This is a genomic window from Mycobacterium sp. NGS34, assembly GCF_059812845.1.
In genome coordinates this window covers 321959-338027 of the sequence record NZ_JCALDM010000003.1, presented here as the reverse complement: position 1 = coordinate 338027, position 16069 = coordinate 321959, and the positions used below count along the sequence as shown (strand labels likewise).

The 16069-nt window shown below is 69.1% G+C and carries 15 protein-coding genes; 12 read left to right on the top strand and 3 right to left on the bottom strand.

Annotated features, from left to right (window positions below; genetic code table 11):
- Positions 1 to 29 precede the first annotated feature (29 nt).
- Positions 30 to 2117 carry an NAD-dependent DNA ligase LigA gene (gene ligA / locus AC5Y7V_RS10500; protein ID WP_499879966.1) on the top strand — a complete coding sequence of 696 codons (2088 nt, stop codon included), beginning with the start codon at positions 30 to 32 and terminating at the stop codon, positions 2115 to 2117.
- A complete protein-coding gene (locus AC5Y7V_RS10495) occupies positions 2114 to 2788 on the top strand; it encodes a DUF5995 family protein (RefSeq protein WP_499879965.1) in 675 nt (224 codons plus the stop codon). Before ligA ends, AC5Y7V_RS10495 begins: the two co-directional genes overlap by 4 nt.
- A 5-nt stretch (positions 2789 to 2793) precedes the next feature.
- Here the strand turns inward: AC5Y7V_RS10495 and AC5Y7V_RS10490 are convergent, their stop codons facing one another.
- Complete coding sequence (locus AC5Y7V_RS10490) at positions 2794 to 3450, bottom strand: ACT domain-containing protein (RefSeq protein ID WP_499879964.1); 657 nt, start codon at positions 3448 to 3450, stop codon at positions 2794 to 2796.
- Positions 3451 to 3541: 91 nt separating this feature from the next.
- Here AC5Y7V_RS10490 and gatC point away from each other — a divergent pair, with 91 nt between their 5' ends.
- The 6 genes from gatC (at position 3542) to AC5Y7V_RS10460 (ending at position 9810) form a co-directional block, all read left to right on the top strand.
- Positions 3542 to 3841 carry an Asp-tRNA(Asn)/Glu-tRNA(Gln) amidotransferase subunit GatC gene (gatC, locus tag AC5Y7V_RS10485; protein ID WP_499879963.1) on the top strand — a complete coding sequence of 100 codons (300 nt, stop codon included), beginning with the start codon at positions 3542 to 3544 and terminating at the stop codon, positions 3839 to 3841.
- Positions 3838 to 5334, top strand: coding sequence for an Asp-tRNA(Asn)/Glu-tRNA(Gln) amidotransferase subunit GatA (gatA, locus tag AC5Y7V_RS10480; RefSeq protein WP_499879962.1), 1497 nt, complete (start codon positions 3838 to 3840; stop codon positions 5332 to 5334). Before gatC ends, gatA begins: the two co-directional genes overlap by 4 nt.
- A gap of 56 nt (positions 5335 to 5390) precedes the next feature.
- The gene (locus AC5Y7V_RS10475) at positions 5391 to 6422 is read left to right on the top strand and encodes an ATP-dependent 6-phosphofructokinase (protein WP_067153321.1); all 1032 of its coding nucleotides are present in this window, start codon (positions 5391 to 5393) and stop codon (positions 6420 to 6422) included.
- A gap of 128 nt (positions 6423 to 6550) precedes the next feature.
- Positions 6551 to 7699, top strand: a complete 1149-nt coding sequence (locus AC5Y7V_RS10470) for a MinD/ParA family ATP-binding protein (protein WP_499879961.1) — start codon at positions 6551 to 6553, stop codon at positions 7697 to 7699.
- A 27-nt stretch (positions 7700 to 7726) separates the two neighbouring features.
- Entirely contained in the window at positions 7727 to 9238 is a 1512-nt protein-coding gene (gene gatB / locus AC5Y7V_RS10465) for an Asp-tRNA(Asn)/Glu-tRNA(Gln) amidotransferase subunit GatB (protein ID WP_499879960.1), read from the top strand.
- Between the two features lie 32 nt (positions 9239 to 9270).
- Entirely contained in the window at positions 9271 to 9810 is a 540-nt protein-coding gene (locus AC5Y7V_RS10460) for a flavin reductase family protein (protein WP_499880173.1), read from the top strand.
- Here the strand turns inward: AC5Y7V_RS10460 and AC5Y7V_RS10455 are convergent.
- On the bottom strand, positions 9807 to 10928 hold the full coding sequence (locus AC5Y7V_RS10455; protein WP_499879959.1) for a PQQ-dependent sugar dehydrogenase: 1122 nt from the start codon (positions 10926 to 10928) through the stop codon (positions 9807 to 9809). The genes AC5Y7V_RS10460 and AC5Y7V_RS10455 overlap by 4 nt on opposite strands.
- A gap of 217 nt (positions 10929 to 11145) precedes the next feature.
- On the opposite strand from AC5Y7V_RS10455, the gene AC5Y7V_RS10450 reads away from it, so the two are divergent.
- Positions 11146 to 12003: a DoxX family protein gene (locus tag AC5Y7V_RS10450; protein WP_499879958.1), complete on the top strand. Its 858-nt coding sequence runs from the start codon at positions 11146 to 11148 to the stop codon at positions 12001 to 12003.
- Between the two features lie 3 nt (positions 12004 to 12006).
- Here AC5Y7V_RS10450 and AC5Y7V_RS10445 read toward each other — a convergent pair whose 3' ends face one another.
- Positions 12007 to 12345: a PH domain-containing protein gene (locus AC5Y7V_RS10445; protein WP_499880172.1), complete on the bottom strand. Its 339-nt coding sequence runs from the start codon at positions 12343 to 12345 to the stop codon at positions 12007 to 12009.
- Positions 12346 to 12653: 308 nt separating this feature from the next.
- Between AC5Y7V_RS10445 and AC5Y7V_RS10440 the strand changes: the two genes are divergently transcribed.
- Genes AC5Y7V_RS10440 through ilvC form a run of 3 tightly spaced genes read left to right on the top strand, consistent with a single transcriptional unit; the run spans position 12654 to position 16057 of the window.
- The gene (locus tag AC5Y7V_RS10440) at positions 12654 to 14522 is read left to right on the top strand and encodes an acetolactate synthase large subunit (protein ID WP_499879957.1); all 1869 of its coding nucleotides are present in this window, start codon (positions 12654 to 12656) and stop codon (positions 14520 to 14522) included.
- Positions 14522 to 15022: an acetolactate synthase small subunit gene (gene ilvN, locus AC5Y7V_RS10435; protein ID WP_067153334.1), complete on the top strand. Its 501-nt coding sequence runs from the start codon at positions 14522 to 14524 to the stop codon at positions 15020 to 15022. Before AC5Y7V_RS10440 ends, ilvN begins: the two co-directional genes overlap by 1 nt.
- 33 nt (positions 15023 to 15055) lie before the next feature.
- Positions 15056 to 16057 carry a ketol-acid reductoisomerase gene (gene ilvC / locus AC5Y7V_RS10430; protein WP_081665585.1) on the top strand — a complete coding sequence of 334 codons (1002 nt, stop codon included), beginning with the start codon at positions 15056 to 15058 and terminating at the stop codon, positions 16055 to 16057.
- The last annotated feature ends 12 nt before the right edge of the window (positions 16058 to 16069 follow it).

Here is a 16069-nt window from a genome sequence, read left to right as displayed (position 1 = left end):
CCGTCGGCCCCCTTCGATAACCTGCGATGGTGACTTCAGCAGAGGCTGACCCCGTCTCGCCCGACGTTCGGCGGCAGTGGCGGGAACTGGCCGACGAGGTGCGCGAACACCAGTTCCGTTACTACGTGCGCGACGCGCCGATCATCTCCGACGCGGAGTTCGACCAGCTCCTGAAGCGCCTCGAAGCGCTCGAGGAGCAGCATCCCGAGCTGCGCACGCCCGATTCGCCGACCCAGCTGGTCGGCGGGGCCGGCTTCGCCACCGATTTCACCGAGGCCGAACATCTCGAGCGAATGTTGTCCCTGGACAACGTTTTCAGCGCCGAGGAATTCGAGCTGTGGGCCGCCCGCGTGCGCGCTGAGGTCGGCCCGGACGTCGGGGACGTGCCCTTCCTGTGCGAGCTCAAGATTGACGGCGTCGCGCTGTCGCTCGTATATCGCGACGGACGGCTGGTCCGGGCGGCGACGCGGGGCGACGGCCGCACCGGCGAGGACGTCACGCTGAACGCCCGAACCATCGACGACGTCCCCGAACGGCTGACGGCCGCCGCGGGCCACCCCGTACCGAAGGTCCTCGAGGTGCGCGGCGAGGTGTTCTTCCGGCTCGCCGACTTCGAGGCGCTCAACGCCGCGCTGGTGGAGGACGGCAAGACGCCCTTCGCCAACCCCCGCAACAGCGCCGCGGGATCCCTTCGCCAGAAGGACCCCGCCGTCACCGCGCGCCGCAGGCTGCGGATGATCTGCCATGGGGTGGGGCACACCGAGGGCTTCCGGCCGGCCACCCTGCACGACGCCTACCTGGCGCTGGGCGCGTGGGGTCTGCCCGTCTCCGAGCACACCACCCGGGTGGAAAACGTGACCGGCGCGCTCGACCGCATCACCTACTGGGGTGAGCACCGCCACGACGTGGATCACGAAATCGACGGCGTGGTGGTCAAAGTCGACGATGTGGCGCTGCAGCGCCGGCTGGGCTCGACCTCGCGGGCGCCGCGCTGGGCGATCGCGTACAAATACCCGCCCCAGGAGGTGCAGACCGAGCTCCTGGACATCCGCGTCAACGTCGGGCGGACCGGGCGCGTCACGCCGTTCGCGTTCATGACACCGGTCAAGGTGGCCGGCTCGACGGTGGGGTTGGCCACCCTGCACAACGCCGCCGAGGTCAAACGCAAGGGCGTGTTGATCGGCGACACCGTGGTGATCCGCAAGGCCGGCGACGTCATCCCCGAGGTGCTCGGCCCGATCGTCGACCTGCGCGACGGCTCGGAACGCGAATTCGTCATGCCCACAACGTGTCCCGAATGCGGAACCCCGCTCGCCCCCGCCAAGGAGGGCGACGCCGACATCCGCTGCCCCAACGCCCGGTCGTGCCCGGCGCAGTTGCGGGAGCGCGTGTTTCACGTCGCCGGCCGCGGCGCGTTCGACATCGAGGCGCTGGGTTACGAGGCCGCTATCGCGCTGCTGCAGGCCGGGGTGATCTCCGACGAGGGAGACCTGTTCTCGATCACCGAGGACGACCTGTTGCGCACCGAGCTGTTCACCACCAAGAGCGGCGCGGTGTCGGCCAACGGCAAGCGGCTGCTGGCCAACCTCGACAAGGCCAAGTCACAGCCGCTGTGGCGGGTGCTGGTGGCGTTGTCGATCCGGCACGTGGGCCCGACGGCCGCCCGCGCGCTGGCCACGGCATTCGGCGACCTGCAGGCGATCGAGGACGCGTCCACCGAGCAGCTGGCCGCGGTCGAGGGCGTCGGCCCGACGATCGCCGCCGCGGTCACCGAATGGTTCACCGTGGACTGGCACCGCGCGATCGTCGACAAGTGGCGGGTGGCCGGGGTGCGGATGGCCGACGAACGCGACGCCAGCGTGCCGCGCACGCTCGAGGGGCTGACCATCGTGGTCACCGGTTCCCTGGCGGGTTTTTCGCGCGACGACGCCAAGGAGGCGATCGTGTCGCGCGGCGGCAAGGCCGCGGGATCGGTGTCGAAGAAGACCGATTACGTCGTCGCCGGCGACGCGCCGGGTTCCAAGTACGACAAGGCGGTGGAATTCGGCGTGCCGATCCTCGACGAGGACGGGTTCCGAAAGTTGTTGGCCGACGGTCCTTCCGAGGCCGAAGAGTGAGCCTCACCTCCGTTGCCGACGTGATCGCGCGCATGCGCGCGATCGCGGCACAACAACCGCCCAGTGACGGTGCCGAGGTGTTCAACGGCGTCTATCTGCGGGTGACCGAGATGATGGCGGACCGGCTCGCGACGAGCGGCGTGTTTCACGACAACGCTTTCGTCACCGACCTCGATGTCCGGTTCGCCGGTTACTGGTTCGACGCGTACGACGCCGCCGGCGCCAAGCCCGACGCGTGGGAACCGCTGTTCGCCGCCCGAAAAAGCCCGCGCGTGTTGCCGATTCAGTTTGCGCTCGCCGGCATGAACGCCCACATCGAGCACGACCTGCCACTCGCCGTGATCGCCACCTGCGCCGCACGCGGATGCACGCCGGACAGCCCGGGCGTGCACGCGGATTACCAGACAATCAACGACGTCCTCGCCAGCGTCGAGGCCGATATCCGGCGGTCCTTCCTCACCGACCTCGAACGGGCCGTCGACGATCACCTCGAGCCGGTCGCGCACCTGATCACCTCGTGGGACATCGCGAAGGCACGCGATTTCGCCTGGCTGACCGCGCAGACGATGTGGGAGCTACGACGCGTCAGCGGGCTGTTCGACGCGTATGCCGATGGGCTGGCACACACGGTCGGGATGGGTTCCCGGCTGCTGCTGACCCCGCTGACCTGAACGCGTCAGCGCAGCATCGTCGCGACGATTCCCGCCAGATAGCCCAGCCGGGCGATCTCCGACGGCCGGAACTCCGGGCCGGGACGGCCCAGGACCACCGCCGTGTGCGGGTCGCCCAGCGGCGCTGCGACCATCGTGGTGTCCATGTCGCGCCACGCCTGCGGCACCCACTCGCCGGTGTGGTCCAGCGCCGTCGCGCGCTCGATCGGCAGCCACGGCGCCGAATCCGCCCGGGTTTCCGGACACCCCGGGCTGCCGGCGAGGCGCTCCAACTGCCCCTCCGAACTGCGCAGCACCGCGCACCAGCTGACGCGCAGCACCTTGGGCGCCCCGTTGACCAGGACTTTCAGCCGCGACTCGTTGTCGCCGGCGGCGGCGACGTGGTCGAGTAGCTCCAGCTCGCGGTGCGCCTCCAGCAGCCCGGTGTGCGGGCGCACGCTGTCCACCCGGACGTTGGGCAGCGACTCCGCGGCGGTGATCAGCCGGTCCGGCATCGCCCCCGGCGGCAGCTCGATGACCAGGTCGTCGATCGCATAACCCGAGCTGCGCTCCACCACGTCGAGCGACAGGATGTCGGCGCCCGCCGAACCGAGCGCCACGGCCAGCGAGCCCAGGCTGCCCGGGCGGTCGGCCAGCTCGATGCGCAACAGATACGACGGCACGGCCAACACTTTTACACAGCGATGTATCCACAGCATTTCGGCGAGCCCTGAGTGCCCGGCGGTCTCGGCCGCCCGACTAGGCTTTCCGGTCGTGTCCCAGATCTCCCGCGACGACGTGGCGCACCTCGCCCGGCTGGCCCGGCTGGCGCTGACCGATGCCGAGCTGGACAGCTTCGCCGGCCAACTCGACGCCATCCTCACCCACGTCAGCCAGGTCCAATCGGTCGACGTCACCGGCGTCGAGCCGACAGACAACCCGCTGAAAGACGTCAACGTCACCCGCCCGGACGAGATGACACCGTGCCTGACGCAGGCCGAGGCGCTGGCCGCGGCGCCCGAGGCCGTCGAGGGCCGCTTCGCTGTGCCGCAGATCCTGGGGGACGCCGAGTGAGCGCGCCCTCCGACATCGTCCGATCCGACGCGGCGACGCTGGCCGCCCAGGTCGCCGCCGGGGAGCTGTCGTCCACGGAAATCACCCGGGCCTGCCTGGACCAGATCGAGGCGACCGACGACCGTTACCACGCTTTTCTGCACGTGGCGGCCGACGAGGCGCTGGCTGCCGCGGCCGCCGTCGACGACGCGGTGGCCGCCGGCGAGCCGCTGCCGTCGGCGCTGGCCGGGGTCCCGCTGGCGCTCAAGGACGTGTTCACCACCCTCGACATGCCCACCACGTGCGGCTCCAAGATCCTCGAGGGCTGGCGTTCCCCCTACGACGCGACCGTCACCGCCCGCCTGCGCGCGGCCGGGATCCCGATCCTGGGCAAGACCAACATGGACGAGTTCGCGATGGGCAGCTCGACGGAGAACTCCGCCTACGGCCCCACCCGCAACCCGTGGGACCTCGACCGGGTGCCCGGCGGTTCCGGCGGCGGCAGCGCGGCGGCGCTGGCCGCGTTCCAGGCCCCGCTGGCCATCGGGTCCGACACCGGCGGTTCCATCCGCCAGCCGGCCGCACTGACCGCGACCGTCGGCGTCAAACCCACCTACGGCACGGTGTCTCGCTACGGGCTGATCGCCTGCGCGTCGTCGCTGGACCAGGGCGGCCCCTGCGCGCGCACCGTGCTGGACACCGCCCTGCTGCACCAGGTGATCGCCGGGCACGACGCCCGCGACTCGACGTCCGTCGACGCCGCGGTGCCCGACGTCGTCGCCGCCGCCAGGGCGGGCGCGGGCGGCGACCTCAAGGGCGTGCGCGTCGGGGTGGTCTCCCAGCTGCGCGGCGAGGGTTACCAGCCTGGGGTGCTGACGTCGTTCGAGGCCGCCGTCGAGCAGCTGACGAAGCTGGGCGCCGAGGTCAGCGAAGTCGACTGCCCGCACTTCGATCACGCGCTGGCCGCCTACTACCTGATCCTGCCGTCCGAGGTGTCCAGCAACCTGGCCCGCTTCGACGCGATGCGCTACGGGCTGCGGGTCGGCGACGACGGCACGCATTCCGCCGAGGAGGTCATGGCCATGACGCGCGCCGCCGGCTTCGGCCCGGAGGTCAAGCGGCGCATCATGATCGGCACCTACGCGCTGTCCGCGGGTTATTACGACGCCTACTACAACCAGGCGCAGAAGGTCCGCACGCTGATCGCGCGCGACCTCGACCGGGCCTACGAATCCGTCGACGTGGTGGTGTCGCCGGCGACCCCGACCACGGCGTTCCCGCTGGGGGAAAAGGTCGACGACCCGCTGGCCATGTACCTGTTCGACCTGTGCACGCTGCCGCTGAACCTGGCCGGCCACTGTGGCATGTCGGTGCCGTCCGGGCTGTCCCCGGACGACGGCCTGCCGGTCGGGCTTCAGATCATGGCCCCCGCGCTGGCCGACGACCGCCTGTATCGGGTGGGCGCTGCCTACGAGGCGGCGCGCGGGGCGCTGCCGAGCGCGGCCACCGTCTAGCGCGCAAATTTGCGCCAGGTCGCGCCATTCGTGCCCCGTGCGGGCAAGATAAACAGATGCGGATCGGAATTCTCACCGGGGGCGGCGACTGTCCCGGGCTCAACGCCGTCATCCGGGCGGTGGTGCGTACCTGCGACTCGCGGTACGGCTCGTCGGTGGTCGGATTTCAGGACGGGTGGCGCGGGCTGCTGGAGAACCGGCGCATCCAGTTGCAAAACGACGACCGCAACGACCGCCTGCTCGCCAAGGGCGGAACGATGCTGGGCACCGCGCGCGTGCACCCCGACAAGCTTCGGGCCGGGCTGAACCAGATCAAACAGACCCTGGACGACAACGGCATCGACGTGCTGATCCCCATCGGCGGCGAGGGCACGCTGACGGCCGCGCACTGGCTGTCCGAGGAGAACGTTCCCGTCGTCGGCGTGCCCAAGACCATCGACAACGACATCGATTGCACCGACGTGACTTTCGGGCATGACACCGCGCTGACCGTGGCCACCGACGCCATCGACCGGTTGCATTCCACGGCCGAATCCCACCAGCGCGTGATGCTGGTGGAGGTGATGGGCCGCCACGCCGGATGGATCGCCCTGAACGCCGGGCTGGCGTCCGGAGCGCACATGACCCTGATCCCCGAGCAGCCGTTCGACGTCGAGGACGTGTGCCGGCTCGTCAAACGGCGCTTCCAGCGCGGGGATTCGCACTTCATCTGCGTGGTCGCCGAGGGCGCCAAACCGATCGCCGACTCAATCACGTTGCGCGAGGGCGGGATTGACGAGTTCGGCCATGAAAGGTTCACCGGCGTCGCCCAGCAACTCGGCGCCGAGGTCGAGAAGCGGATCAACAAGGAGGTCCGGGTGACCGTGCTGGGCCACGTCCAGCGCGGCGGCACCCCGACGGCCTACGACAGGGTGCTGGCGACCCGCTTCGGCGTCAACGCCGCCGACGCCGCCCACGCCGGCGAGTACGGCCAGATGGTGTCGCTGCGCGGCCAGGACATCGGCCGGGTGTCGCTGGCGGACGCCACGCGCCAGCTCAAGCTGGTGCCCGACAGCCGCTACGACGACGCGGCGGCCTTCTTCGGCTAAGCGGCGGCGAACAGCCGGTGGCACCGACCTGGCCACCGGCTGAATTTGCCGCCGCCGCCGGAAGCTCAGGCCGGGTCGTCTCGATATTCGTGGTTTTCCGCCAGCTCGAAGCGGTTATACCGACTCCTATGAGCAACCGCGGATCGATTCGCGGAGTCATTCACCAGCCGGGGTCGGGCCCGCGAGACCGTCAGCGGCCGCCGCCGCGCGGGCGCGACGACCCCAATTGGACGTCCGCGACGGTGCCCCGACCGCCGCAGCCTCCACCCACCGCGCCGGCACCGGCGCGGCGGGTCCCCCCGCGGTCCCGCCCGGAGCTGACCGTCGGCGGGACGGCCCTCGACAGCCTCGAGCTGCAGGCCGTCGAGGACTCGGTCGGGTTCAGCTGGCGGGACCTGGTCCGGCGCCTCACCGGCATCGACCTCGGCCCGGGCAAGGGCTCGGCGTACGAGCAGGAGCTGCGGGAGCGCGTCCGCACGCCCGTGGGCGGCGCGTTCCCCATCGCCGTCCTCAACCTCAAGGGCGGTGTCGGCAAGACCGTCGTAGTCGAGGCGCTCGGTTCGACCTTCGCCGCCGTCCGCGACGACCGGGTGGTCGCCGTGGACATCGACGCCGGCGACCTGGCCGAGCGCCACGGCCGCCGCAATCCGCTGAGCATGGCCGAGCTGTTGCGGGACGGCGCGGCCACTCACTATTCGGATGTGCGGGCGCACACCTACATGAACAGCTTCGGCCTGGAGGTGCTCGGACTGCCGGACTACGCCCGAACTGACTGGCGGCTCGAGCGGCAGGACGTCGTCAGGGCGTTTTCGATTCTGCGCAAACATTATTCGGTGGTGTTGGTGGACTGCGTGAAGGCGGTCAATTCGGCCGTGATGGACGCCGTCCTGCCGGAGTCGCGCGCCCTGGTGGTGGTCACCAGCACCTCCATCGATGCGATACGCAAGACCAGGACCACCCTGGACCTGTTGCGCAACAAGGGATATCAGCGCCTGATGAGGCGGACCGTGCTGGCGATCAACCACGTCGAGGCGGGCAAGGTCGCCGTCGTCGCCGCCAAGGAGCTCGACCAGTTGTCCGCTCGCGTCGGCGCCACCGTCGTGCTGCCGTTCGACCGGCACGTGCACGACGGCAAGGAGATCGGCCTGGATCGGCTGAGCAAGGAAAGCCGGCGCAGCTATCTGGAGATGGCGGCCACGCTGGCCGACATGTTTCCCGGCGCGGGCGTGGAGCAGGAGCTCCGGCTGGGGGCCCGCCGACCGCCGCCCGGATCCTGACGCGCGATTCTAGTTAGGATCGACGGCATGAGTATTGCCACCGGGTCCGAGCTGCTGGATTACGACGAGGTCATCGCGCGTTTCGACCCCGTCCTCGGCCTCGAGGTGCACGTCGAGCTGTCCACCGCGACGAAGATGTTCTGCGGCTGTTCCACCACATTCGGCGCCGAACCCAACACCCAGGTGTGCCCGGTGTGCCTTGGGCTGCCGGGCTCGCTGCCGGTGCTCAACCAGGCCGCGGTCGAGGCGGCGATTCGGATTGGGCTGGCGCTGAATTGCGAGATCGTGCCGTGGTGCCGATTCGCCCGGAAGAACTACTTCTACCCGGACATGCCCAAGAACTACCAGATTTCGCAGTACGACGAGCCGATCGCCATCAACGGCTATCTGGAGGCGCCGCTGGAAGACGGCTCCACCTGGCGGGTGGAGATCGAGCGGGCGCACATGGAGGAAGACACCGGCAAGCTCACCCACCTGGGCAGCGAGACCGGCCGCATCCACGGCGCCACGACGTCGCTGATCGACTACAACCGGGCCGGCGTGCCGCTGATCGAAATCGTCACCAAACCGATCGTGGGCGCCGGCGAGCGGGCCCCGCAGATCGCCCGCGCCTACGTCACCGCGCTGCGAGACCTGTTGCGCGCCTTGGGCGTGTCCGACGTCCGGATGGATCAGGGCTCGATGCGCTGTGACGCCAACGTGTCGCTGATGCCGACCGGGACAACCGAGTTCGGCACCCGCACCGAAACCAAGAACGTCAACTCGCTCAAGAGCGTCGAGGTCGCCGTGCGCTACGAAATGCGGCGCCAGGCCGCCGTGCTGTCCTCCGGCGGACGGATCACCCAGGAAACCAGGCACTTTCACGAGTCGGGCTACACCAGCCCCGGCCGCACCAAGGAAACCGCGGAGGACTACCGCTACTTCCCCGAGCCCGACCTCGAGCCGGTCGCGCCCAGCCGCGAGTTGGTCGAGCAACTGCGCCAAACCATCCCCGAGCTACCGTGGTTGAGCCGCAAGCGAATTCAGGAGGAGTGGGGCGTCTCCGACGAGGTGATGCGTGATCTGGTCAACGCCGGGGCCGTCGAACTGGTCACCGAGACCGTCAAGCATGGCACGGCGAGCGAGCAGGCCCGCGCCTGGTGGGGAAACTTCCTGGTGCAGAAGGCCAACGAGGCCAACATCGAGTTGGACGAGCTGGCCATCACCCCCGCTCAGGTGGCCGCGGTGATCGCCCTGGTCGACGAGGGCAAGCTGTCCAACAAGCTGGCCCGCCAGGTCGTGGAGGGCGTGCTGGCCGGGGAGGGCGAACCCGAACAGGTGATGACCGCCCGCGGCCTGGCGCTGGTGCGCGACGACTCGGTGACGCAGGCCGCCGTCGACGAGGCGCTGGCCGCCAATCCGGATGTCGCCGAGAAGATTCGCGGCGGCAAGGTGGCCGCGGCCGGCGCGATCGTCGGCGCGGTGATGAAGGCCACCCGTGGGCAGGCGGACGCCGCCCGGGTCCGCGAGCTCGTGCTCGCCGCCTGCGGGCAGGGCTGACCGCGAGGGGCCCCGCCGTGTTCGACGACTTGATGGCCATGCTGGACAGCCCGGTGTTCGTCGTGACGACCCAAACCGATGCTCAACCGTCGGGTTGCCTGATCAGTTTCGCCACTCAAACCAGCGTGCAGCCGCCGAGTTTCATGGTCGTGGTGCCCCGCAGCAGCGCCACCTGCGAGGCGGCCCGCCAATCCGAGCACCTGGCGGTGCACGTGCTCTCGCAACGCCACGTCGCGCTGGCCGAGCTGTTCGACGGCGAAACGGACGAGCAGGCCGACAAATTCGCCCGCTGCTCGTGGCGGGTCGGCCCGCACGGGATGCCGATCCTCGATGAGGCGATCGCCTGGTTCGTCGGCAGGACCGCGCATTGGATCGACATCGGGGATCACGTCGCCTACATCGTGGAGCCCGTCGCCGGATGGGTTCCGGATTCCTACGAGGACGTGCTTTACCTCTCGGATCTCGACGAGATCGAACCCGGCACCGAGGCCCCGGAGCGGTTCGTCTTGCACAAGCCGGCCGCCGAGCCGCGCAAATACGGCGTGAGGTTCACCCTCGAGGGGCCCGTTTAGGTCTTGTCGTCGTTGTTGCGCGGGAAGCCGCCGCCCTGCGGGAACAGCGGGAACACCACGTCGTCGAGCTTCTCGGCGTCGCCGGCCGTCTTGTTAACCGTTGCGCCCCAAACGTTTCCGTCCGGCGACATCCGCAGCGCCCAGGCATGGGCGTGGGTGTCCTTGCGCACGACGTCGGGTTCGCCGGTGACCGCGCCCGTCTTCGGCGCGAGCCGCACCGCCACGGTCAGCTTGGTGTTGATCAGGTTCACCAGCACGGTCCCGTCCATCGCCGCGCACCCGGCCACGCCGGGCTTGTCCGGCCACGTCCACACCGTGGAGACCTCGGAGGTCTTGGTGATGCGCTGCAGGCGGTCCGCGGTGGGGGTGCGGTCGGCGACGTACAGCGAGCCGTCGACGGGGTCGATGCACATGCCGCCGCCGGAGCCCACGCCGGACAGCGCGGTCGTCGGCGGCGCCTGACCGATGGTGGTCGGCTGCTCGATGCGCAGCACCTTGCCCGCCAGGGACCTGGGGTCGGCGGCCATCGCCGGGTTGCCCGCGTCGCCGGTCATCACGACCAGCGTGGTCGGGCTGGTGAAGATCAACGCCCCGGTGTTGCCGGTGGCGCCCTTGGGGATCCCGGTCAGGATGTCCTTCGGGATGTCGCCGTCGGCTACGCGGATCACCCGGTTGTCGGTGGGCGTGCTGATGTAGGCGTACATCAGGCGGTCCTGCTGATAGGTGGGCGACAGCACGATGTCCATCAGCCCGCCGTCACCGGACGGGTCGACCGGGATGACCATCTTGACCTTCGGCTCGGCGTTGACCGAGATGTCCTTGACGGCGCCGGTGGTGCGCTCGGCCACCAGCGCGGTTTTGCTGTCGGGACCCATGATCAGGCCGCTGGTGCTCTCCAGGCAGCCCTGCATGACCCCGGGCGCCGGGCACGCTTTGGGAAAGGGCGTGGGCGGCAGCGGCGGCGGCGGGGGAGGCGTCGAGCTGGGCTGCGGCTTGAGTTCGGGGGCGGTCGTGAACGGCTGGGATTGGGCGTCATTGAATCGCGCGCACCCGCTGGCGACCAATACCACCGCGGAGAGGGCGGCGAGCGCGCCGCGAACCGAGCCCCGTATCCGCATGACCGACAGGCTACGGACTGCGCGGGCACCGCCGCCACACGCCCGCCCCGGGTGCCGCCGTAGCTCGGCCGGTCGGGCGCCATTTCGCGCTTTTTGGGCCTCCGGGAGGGGCGGAAACGGCGATTTGGGCCCCATCCGGGGTGTTTTGGCGGACTAAGTGCGCGAAAGCGCCGCTCAAATCCCCGATTCGGGCGCGTTTGCCCTTACCCTGACACCCGTGACCAGTCAATCGAATGACGCACATTGGAGCCGGTCCGGCGAATCCGCGGAGCCGGTCGCGGGGCGCCCCGCCTCGGCGCGCTTGGTCGACCCCGAGGATGACCTGACGCCGGTCGGGTACCCGGGCGACTTCGGAAACACCACCGTCATCCCGTACGTCGACCCCGCCGGCTCGGGCGCCCCCGGGTCCGGCGGATATCACCTGCTCGACCAGCAGGAGCCCCTGCCGTACGTGCAGCCGACGTCGGTGGCGCAGCCGACACCGATCAACGCCACCGAGCCGGCCCAGATCGACGGGGACACCGACGACGAGCGGCACCGCGAGGTCGGCAAGCGCGGCACGCAGCACCTGGGTTTGCTGGTGCTGCGGATTGGGCTGGGCGTGGTGCTGGGGGCGCACGGGCTGCAGAAGCTGTTCGGCTGGTGGGGCGGCTCGGGGGTGACCGGTTTCAAGAACTCGCTGTCCGACGTCGGCTACCAGCACGCCGACGTGCTGGCCTACGTGAGCGCCGGCGGCGAGACCGTGGCCGCCGTGCTGCTGGTGCTGGGGCTGTTCACCCCGATCGCCGCGGCGGGCGCGCTGGCGTTCCTGATAAACGGCCTGCTCGCGACCATCTCCGCTCGCCCGCACTCGCACACGTTCGCGTACTTCCTGCCCGACGGGCACGAATACCAGATCACCCTGATCGTGATGGCAGTGGCCGTCATCCTGTGCGGACCGGGCCGCTACGGCCTGGACGCCGGCCGGGGTTGGGCCCACCGCCCATTCATCGGGTCGTTCGTGGCCCTGCTGGCCGGCATCGCCGCCGGAGTCGCGGTCTGGGTCATGCTCAACGGGGTCAACCCGATCGCCTGACCCTCACCGGTAGGGGTTGGGGACCCGTCCCGCGCTGGCCTCGGTGAGCTGCGGCAGCGTGGCGAAAGTCACCGCGGGCAGGCGCAGCTCGTCGCCGCTTTTCAGGCGGGCGCGCGCCCAGGAACCGCGGTTGAAGCGCAGCCCGTCGATGTCTTCCCAGCGCACCGTGCGGCTGCCGAGCAGTGTCCGAACGGTCACGCCCTTCTCGTCGGCGACCGTGCGCAGCCGGATGATCAACGCGGACAACACCACCGGGATGACCAGCAGCGGTGCCGTCACCGGCCAGGCCAGCACCGGTATCAGCAGGCCGAGGGTGAAGAACCCGACGGCGAAGTGGGCCATCGGGGACACTTTGATCACGACGCGCGAATCGGTAACCACCCTGGCATCATCGCATCGCGCCGCGTCGGTGCACGGCGCGACCGGATTTGACTGTTGAGCTGTGCGAAGGCTACCGTCGGACGTTATGGAAACCGCCGGAAAGCCCGGGATGCTCGTAGTACTTAGTCAGCGCGTTGGTGCCTGACTGAGCCCTTCAGCATTTGAAGCGATCCAGCACCAACGCGCAACCCTCGTTCAGCCGATGAGCTGGCGGGGGTTTTTTCTTGCGCAGCAACGAAACTTCTAAGAGTGAATAGGACCCCAGGACAGTGAGCGCTCCCACCAGGCCACCCGCCACGCAGGCGCAGGATCCGGCCAGCGTCGCCACGGATGCCGTGAAACCCGCCGCGAAAACCCCCGCCGCGCAACAGAAACGCGTTGCTCCGGAGCAACTTACCGGTGCGCAGTCGGTGATCCGGTCGCTGGAGGAACTCGACGTCGAGGTCATCTTCGGGATCCCCGGCGGCGCCGTGCTGCCGGTCTACGACCCGCTGTTCGACTCGAAAAAGCTGCGGCACGTGCTGGTTCGCCACGAGCAGGGCGCCGGCCACGCCGCCAGCGGCTACGCGCACGCCACCGGCAAGGTCGGTGTGATGATGGCGACCTCGGGTCCCGGCGCCACCAACCTGGTCACCCCGCTGGCCGACGCGCAGATGGACTCCATCCCCGTCGTCGCCATCACCGGGCAGGTCGGGCGCGGGCTGATCGGGACCGACGCCTTCCAGGAGGCCGATATCTCGGGCATCACGATGCCGATCACCAAGCACAACTTCCTGGTCCGCTCCGGCGACGACATTCCCCGGGTGCTGGCCGAGGCCTTCCACATCGCCCGTTCGGGACGCCCGGGCGCCGTGCTCGTCGACATCCCCAAGGACGTGCTGCAGGGTCAGTGCACGTTCAGCTGGCCCCCGAGGATGGATCTGCCCGGCTACAAGCCCAACACCAAGCCGCACAACCGGCAGGTCCGGGAGGCCGCCAAGCTGATCGCGGCCGCACGCAAACCGGTGCTGTACGTGGGCGGCGGCGTCATCCGCGGCGAGGCGACCGAGCAGCTGCGCGAGCTGGCGGAGCTGACCGGTATCCCGCTGGTCACCACGCTGATGGCGCGCGGCGCCTTCCCGGACAGCCACCCGCAGAACCTGGGCATGCCCGGCATGCACGGCACCGTCGCCGCGGTGGCGGCGCTGCAGCGCAGCGACCTGTTGATCGCGCTGGGCACCCGCTTCGACGACCGGGTGACGGGACAGCTCGACTCCTTCGCCCCCGAGGCGAAGGTCATCCACGCCGACATCGACCCCGCCGAAATCGGCAAGAACCGGCACGCCGACGTGCCGATCGTCGGCGACGTGAAGGCCGTCATCACCGACCTCATCGCGATGCTGGCGCACCACGACGTCCCCGGCAACATCGAGATGACGGACTGGTGGGCCTATCTGCACAGCGTCCAGTCCACCTATCCGCTGAGCTACGGACCGCAGAGCGACGGCAGCCTGAGCCCGGAATACGTGATCGAGAAGCTGGGCGAGATCGCCGGCCCCGACGCGGTGTACGTCGCCGGAGTCGGCCAGCACCAGATGTGGGCCGCGCAGTTCATCTCCTACGAAAAGCCGCGCACCTGGCTCAATTCCGGCGGGCTGGGCACCATGGGCTTCGCCATCCCGGCGGCCATGGGCGCCAAGATCGCCCGCCCGGACGCGGAGGTGTGGGCCGTCGACGGCGACGGCTGCTTCCAGATGACCAATCAGGAGCTGGCCACCTGCGCGATCGAGGGTGCGCCGATCAAGGTGGCGCTGATCAACAACGGCAACCTGGGCATGGTGCGCCAGTGGCAGACGCTGTTCTACCAGGAGCGCTACTCGCAGACCGACCTGGCCACGCACTCGCACCGCATCCCGGACTTCGTGAAGTTGGCCGAGGCGCTGGGCTGCGTCGGATTGCGTTGCGAGCGTGAGGAAGACGTCGTCGACGTGATCAACCAGGCGCGGGCGATCAACGACCGCCCGGTGGTGATCGACTTCATCGTCGGCGCCGACGCGCAGGTGTGGCCGATGGTGGCTGCCGGCACCAGCAACGACGAGATCCAGGCCGCCCGTGGGATCCGCCCGCTGTTCGACGACGAAAGCGAAGGGCACGCCTGATGCAGACGCACACGCTCTCGGTCCTGGTGGAGGACAAACCCGGTGTGCTCGCGCGCGTGGCGGCGCTGTTCTCCCGGCGCGGCTTCAACATCGAGTCGCTGGCCGTCGGCGCGACCGAACAGAAGGACATGTCGCGGATGACCATCGTGGTCTCCGCCGAGGAGACCCCGCTCGAGCAGATCACCAAGCAGCTCAACAAGCTGATCAACGTGATCAAGATAATCGAGCAGGACGACGACAACTCGGTGTCCCGGGAGTTGTCGCTGATCAAGGTGCGGGCCGACGCCGGCACCCGTAGCCAGGTCATCGAGGCGGTGAACCTGTTCCGCGCCAAGGTGATTGACGTGTCGCCGGAATCGCTGACCATCGAGGCCACCGGTGACCGCGGCAAGATCGAGGCGTTCCTGCGCGTGCTGGAGCCGTTCGGCATCCGCGAAATCGCTCAATCCGGAATGGTGTCGCTATCCCGCGGTCCGCGCGGTATCGGCACAGCCAAATAGCAAACAAGGAGAAAGTTCACCGTGGCATTAGAGATGTTCTACGACGACGACGCAGATCTGACGATCGTCCAGGGCCGCAAGGTCGGCGTGATCGGGTACGGCAGCCAGGGGCATGCGCACTCGCTAAGCCTGCGTGACTCGGGCGTGCAGGTGCGCGTCGGGCTCAAGGAGGGTTCGAAGTCGCGGGCCAAGGTCGAAGAGCAGGGCCTGGACGTCGACACCCCCGCCGAGGTCGCCAAGTGGGCCGACGTCATCATGCTGCTGGCCCCCGACACTGCTCAGGCCGACATCTTCAAGAACGAGATCGAGCCCAACCTGAAGGCCGGCGACGCTTTGTTTTTCGGTCACGGGCTCAACATCCACTTCGACCTGATCAAGCCGCCCGCCGACGTCACCGTCGCGATGGTCGCCCCCAAGGGGCCCGGCCACCTGGTGCGCCGCCAGTTCGTCGACGGCAAGGGCGTGCCGTGCCTGATCGCCGTCGACCAGGACCCGACCGGTCAGGGCGAGGCGCTGGCCCTGTCGTACGCCAAGGCCATCGGCGGCACCCGGGCCGGCGTCATCAAGACGACCTTCAAGGACGAGACCGAGACCGACCTGTTCGGTGAGCAGGCCGTGTTGTGCGGCGGCACAGAGGAATTGGTGAAGGCCGGCTTCGACGTCATGGTCGAGGCGGGCTATCCGCCGGAGATGGCCTACTTCGAGGTGCTGCACGAGCTCAAGCTGATCGTCGACCTGATGTACGAGGGCGGCATCGCCCGGATGAACTACTCGGTGTCCGACACCGCGGAGTTCGGCGGCTACCTGTCCGGACCGCGCGTCATCGACGCCGGGACCCGGGACCGGATGCGCGACATCCTGCGCGAGATTCAGGACGGCACCTTCGTCAAGAAGCTCGTCGCCAACATCGAGGGCGGCAACAAGCAGCTCGAGCAGTTGCGCAAGGAGAACGCCGAGCACCCCATCGAGGTCACCGGCAAGAAGCTGCGCGACCTGATGAGCTGGGTCGACCGCCCGATCACCGAGACGGCATAGTCGGTGAGCGGC

Coding starts and splice junctions, on each gene's coding strand:
- AC5Y7V_RS10460 (WP_499880173.1), top strand. CDS start 9,271: ATGGCCATGCTGGACAGCCCGGTGTTCGTCGTGACGACCCAAACCGAT.
- ilvC (WP_081665585.1), top strand. CDS start 15,056: ATGTTCTACGACGACGACGCAGATCTGACGATCGTCCAGGGCCGCAAG.
- AC5Y7V_RS10475 (WP_067153321.1), top strand. CDS start 5,391: ATGCGGATCGGAATTCTCACCGGGGGCGGCGACTGTCCCGGGCTCAAC.
- AC5Y7V_RS10470 (WP_499879961.1), top strand. CDS start 6,551: ATGAGCAACCGCGGATCGATTCGCGGAGTCATTCACCAGCCGGGGTCG.
- gatB (WP_499879960.1), top strand. CDS start 7,727: ATGAGTATTGCCACCGGGTCCGAGCTGCTGGATTACGACGAGGTCATC.
- AC5Y7V_RS10455 (WP_499879959.1), bottom strand. CDS start 10,928: ATGCGGATACGGGGCTCGGTTCGCGGCGCGCTCGCCGCCCTCTCCGCG.
- AC5Y7V_RS10445 (WP_499880172.1), bottom strand. CDS start 12,345: ATGGCCCACTTCGCCGTCGGGTTCTTCACCCTCGGCCTGCTGATACCG.
- ilvN (WP_067153334.1), top strand. CDS start 14,522: ATGCAGACGCACACGCTCTCGGTCCTGGTGGAGGACAAACCCGGTGTG.